Annotated in this window: 6 protein-coding genes; all 6 read right to left on the bottom strand. The window is 30.9% G+C overall.

What is annotated here, in order from left to right:
* Positions 1-976: methionine adenosyltransferase (gene metK, locus AC075J_RS18275; protein ID WP_476390596.1), on the bottom strand; the 976-nt coding region annotated here is incomplete at its 3' end.
* 13 nt (positions 977-989) lie between these two features.
* Entirely contained in the window at positions 990-1,697 is a 708-nt protein-coding gene (locus AC075J_RS18270) for a zinc metalloprotease (protein ID WP_055056101.1), read from the bottom strand.
* Positions 1,684-2,616 carry a radical SAM protein gene (locus AC075J_RS18265; RefSeq protein WP_055056102.1) on the bottom strand — a complete coding sequence of 311 codons (933 nt, stop codon included), beginning with the start codon at positions 2,614-2,616 and terminating at the stop codon, positions 1,684-1,686. The genes AC075J_RS18270 and AC075J_RS18265 overlap by 14 nt, the downstream gene beginning before the upstream one ends.
* The gene (locus AC075J_RS18260) at positions 2,606-3,313 is read right to left on the bottom strand and encodes a hypothetical protein (protein WP_116441989.1); all 708 of its coding nucleotides are present in this window, start codon (positions 3,311-3,313) and stop codon (positions 2,606-2,608) included. The genes AC075J_RS18265 and AC075J_RS18260 overlap by 11 nt, the downstream gene beginning before the upstream one ends.
* A 1-nt stretch (position 3,314) precedes the next feature.
* Positions 3,315-3,944, bottom strand: a complete 630-nt coding sequence (locus AC075J_RS18255; protein ID WP_055221587.1) for an ATP-binding cassette domain-containing protein — start codon at positions 3,942-3,944, stop codon at positions 3,315-3,317.
* Between the two features lie 107 nt (positions 3,945-4,051).
* Positions 4,052-4,201, bottom strand: coding sequence for a hypothetical protein (locus tag AC075J_RS18250; RefSeq protein WP_155512670.1), 150 nt, complete (start codon positions 4,199-4,201; stop codon positions 4,052-4,054).
* Between the last annotated feature and the right edge of the window lie 174 nt (positions 4,202-4,375).

Here is a 4,375-nt window from a genome sequence, read left to right as displayed (position 1 = left end):
TAATTCCTATTGAGATTGGCTTTGCTACACCAATTGCATATGAAAGTTGAATTTCACATTTATGTGCCAAATCTGCCGCTACAATATTTTTAGCAATATAACGAGCTGCATATGCTGCTGACCTATCTACTTTTGTACAATCCTTTCCAGAAAAAGCTCCTCCGCCATGATGAGCATATCCTCCATATGTGTCCACAATAATTTTCCGCCCTGTTAAACCACTATCACCATGCGGTCCACCAATTACAAAACGTCCCGTAGGATTTACGTAAAATTTGGTTTCAGAATCTACCATTCTCTGAGGTAAAACACAATCGAAGACATAATGTTTAATGTCTTTTTGTATCTGTTCCTGAGATATTTCAGGATCGTGCTGTGTAGACAAAACCACCGCTTCTAATCGTACAGGTTTCCCTTGCTCATTATACTCTACTGTAACCTGCGTTTTCCCATCTGGTCTAAGATAAGCAAGAGTTCCATTTTTGCGGACTTTCGCAAGCTGTCTAGCTAATTTATGAGCCAACGAAATAGCATACGGCATAAATTCATCTGTTTCATTCGTTGCATAACCGAACATCATCCCCTGATCACCGGCACCTAACATACTTTTTGCATTTTCGCACTCATTCTGCTCTTTTACTTCTAATGCTTCATTTACCCCCTGTGCAATATCCTTAGACTGCTCATCAATACATGTAATAACTCCACAGGTATCAGCATCAAATCCATATTTTCCCCTTGTGTATCCAATGTTACGAAGGGTTTCTCTAACAATCTGAGGAATATCAATATATGCTTGCGTTGTTATCTCCCCCATAACTAATACTAATCCTGTAGTTATACTGGTTTCGCAGGCAACACGACTCATTGGATCTTTTTCAATCAGTGCATCTAATATCGCATCGGAAATTGCATCACAAATTTTATCTGGATGTCCCTCGGTAACTGATTCTGATGTAAATAATATCTTTTCCATATTTTTCTCCTCCCTATTGTGATAACCATGAAAAAATCCCTAAAACGCCAAACATAATTATACCTCTAATAGCATCTTCTAATGTGGTAGCTACTTTGTCTTTTTTTATATTTGTTTTATTGAATAATGTAACAACTGCATAATATCCATCACTTTTTACTATTGGAATGAAATTCACCAGCACATTAGAAATCACCAAATAACAATACGGTAGCTGTTTTGGAAAAAATAATAGTACAAGCAATACATAAATACAATTCATAAAATTTCCAGCCAGATAAATTGCAATCCTTTTGTATTTAGAAACCATATAGCTATATGAAGTATCTACATAAAATGCAGGCCAAATAAACATAAATTTAAACCCTATTTTGACTCGACTTTTAGGATAAAATTTTTTCAAAAATAATACATGTCCAAGTTCATGAATAAATATATTTATTATTAAAACTAAAGTTGCTGGAAGAAAATTTACATCTATAATAGAATACGTTGTAGTTCTAAAATATAAATATAATGTCAGAAGAATCATGAAAATCATTCCCATCATATATAGTATATTATCTTTATCATTTTTTACGAACTCCAGTTTTTCCTTTCCGAACAGTGAATCAAATGTTGCATTATCCAATTTAAAGAAATTATTATTTTTTTCTACAATCGTAAAATCTCTTTTACTGTCCTGAGCTATGGTATATTCTTCATATTTAAATATTTTCAAAATATCCTTCTTCCTTCAGCAATCTTAAAAACCAATCATCTTTAAATAAAAATCCACATAACTCACACGGAGAAGTCAAACTCTGCGGATATTCTATATTCTTTTTCTTTAATAGTTCCAAAAATGGTGTAAAACCTTCTGTATAGATTTTATGTAAAACCTTATTATAATCTATAGACTGAATGATTGCACTCAAGCTCTCTTCATGTAAATTTCCCATTAATAAAAGCGTATTTTCTACGACTTGTGAGCAACATGGATATACTTCTAACTTTGCATTAATCAATAATGTTCGATCTAAAAGTCCAATACAGCGCGCTTCATGTTTCTTCAAATCAATAACTTTTATAAACTGGGAATCAGAAAATATCTCTGCTGATCCGGTATTAATAACTGGTTGATATGCATAATTTGTCTTAAAGGCATGTTCCCCCATCTCATTGATAATATCACCTGGCTGAATACCATCTTTTAAGAAGCAACCAACAATTTCCGTACTTACCTCTAAATCATTTGCAATATCTACAATATTTAAGATATTCTGCAAATCAATAAATTCCTTATGAAATTGATCATAACTAAAGGAAATCATTTTTATCTTAGATTTATTTCTTTCAATAAAATTTCTTGCCTTATTGATGTCCTTTCCCCAGAATCCATTAGTTTTAATTGTAATTCCAACTTTTCTACCATAATCAAAATTAATTATATGCTCTACCAAATCAGGATATAGCATAGGTTCACCGCCAGTCACACCAATGAGATCTATAGATGGACATTCCTTAATATTTTTTAGAATCAAATCTAATTCCTCTATTGTAAGAGTTTTACCTCTTACAAGCCCTCTTGAGTCACAACACATTTTACATCTTGCATTACAATTTTCAGTTAATAAAATTCCACATCCTTTAAATTCCATTTTTTTCCCATCTCCTTCTAAAAATAAAAATTATACATAATACAGTAGCAAATAATGCTATTGAATATAAAATATTTTCTTGAATCATCAAATAATCGCTATTTCGTGTATTAAAGTACTGGTTAAACTTTATGAAAACAGGATTTGAAGCGTCATACCTAACCAAAAAGCTCAATTTGGGGTTAGCAATCGAAGCCACCATTGAAAATAACCAAAAAGCAAAATTTACTACATAGGCTCCAATAACACTTTTAAACAAAAATCCCCACATACTTGCCAATAATATTTCATAAATAATTGCACTTTCGAAGTAGAACAAAGTTGCCAAAGTATAAGAGAAATCCTGATACACAATACTTATACCTATAACTCCACCAAAAACAATAATACTCATCCAAGCTAATATCACCGCAATTTTTGTCAAAAAATAGCGAAGCCAATTGTATCCCATAAGTTTATAAAATAGGATATTTTTATTTTTGTAATCTGATACAAAAGACTGAATAATCAATACTGGAAAAATAAGCATTCCAAACTGTGTGATTACCGTATAAATGCTAACGTATAGCTCACTAATTGTCGGATTGGAAATCTTATCCAGACTTACAAGTAGTACATATCCTAGAACAAAACAGATTGCTACAGTAAGTAAATAAAATAAAAAAAAGTGATTTTTTATATTTTTTCTTATTTCCATATTATTCCCCCCTTATATACATAGCTACAATCTCGTCTTTAGAAGCAATTTCTGTAATTTCCAGATTGTTAATATAATAGTATTTCCCTTCCATATATTCTAAATCAGATAAATTATGTGTAATATTGATAATAACCGCTTCATGAGTTTTCTTATATTCCATAAGGAATTCATACAAATCTATAGAACTATTTTTATCCAAAGCATTTGTAAATTCATCTAATATAATCACTTTAGGGTCTGCTGATAAAAACGCCAATAATTTTATTTTTTGCTTCTGACCATCACTCATCTTCTTGATTTGCAAGTTTTTAGATACTTTATTTAATTTTAACAGGTCATATAAACCCATAATTTTCTGTGCTTCAAATTTCTTTTTTAATAATTTTATCACATCATCAAGAGTAAACTCTGCCGGAATATTACTACTGCTTCCAATAAGAATTGCCTCCTGATTTTCTTCAATTTTTCCCTCAAATTCTAACATTCCTACACATGTTTTAGCAAAACTTGATTTTCCAGCGCCATTGCTTCCTAAAATATGGTTTATATATTTCTTATCAAATGAAATGTTTACATTTTCAAGTAGCTTTTTTTTCCCTACTTTCAAACTATAATTAATCAGTTTCATTGCAGTATCCTTTCCAAATAGGTGTTTATAAAATATATGAAGCATTCTATAAACACCTATTTCTCATAAAATATGATAAGTCTACAAATCTCTCCGTCTTTTTATATTTAGTGTCCTTTACTACCAACGACAGCTTTAAGGGTAGCGACAATGAAGTACCACATGCTGTTAATATTTTCCAGTTTTAAGGCCTCCATTTTCTGATCCATAACCTCTTTTTTTGTTTCGTTATTTTCTTTAAATTCATTAATTTTCATCTCTAATTCCTCCATTTTAAATCAATTTTTTTATTAGTGTCCCTTACTACCAACAACTGCCTTAAGAGTTGCAACAATGAAATACCACATACTATTGATATTTTCCAGCTTTAAGGCTTCCATCTTTTTCTCCATAACTTCCTTTTTATTTTCATTGTTTTCTTTAAAATCGTT

Source organism: Blautia sp. ZXY-1-C6 (assembly GCF_056339875.1).
Note: the sequence above shows the minus strand (reverse complement) of the source record. Positions and strands in the feature narration are given on the sequence as shown.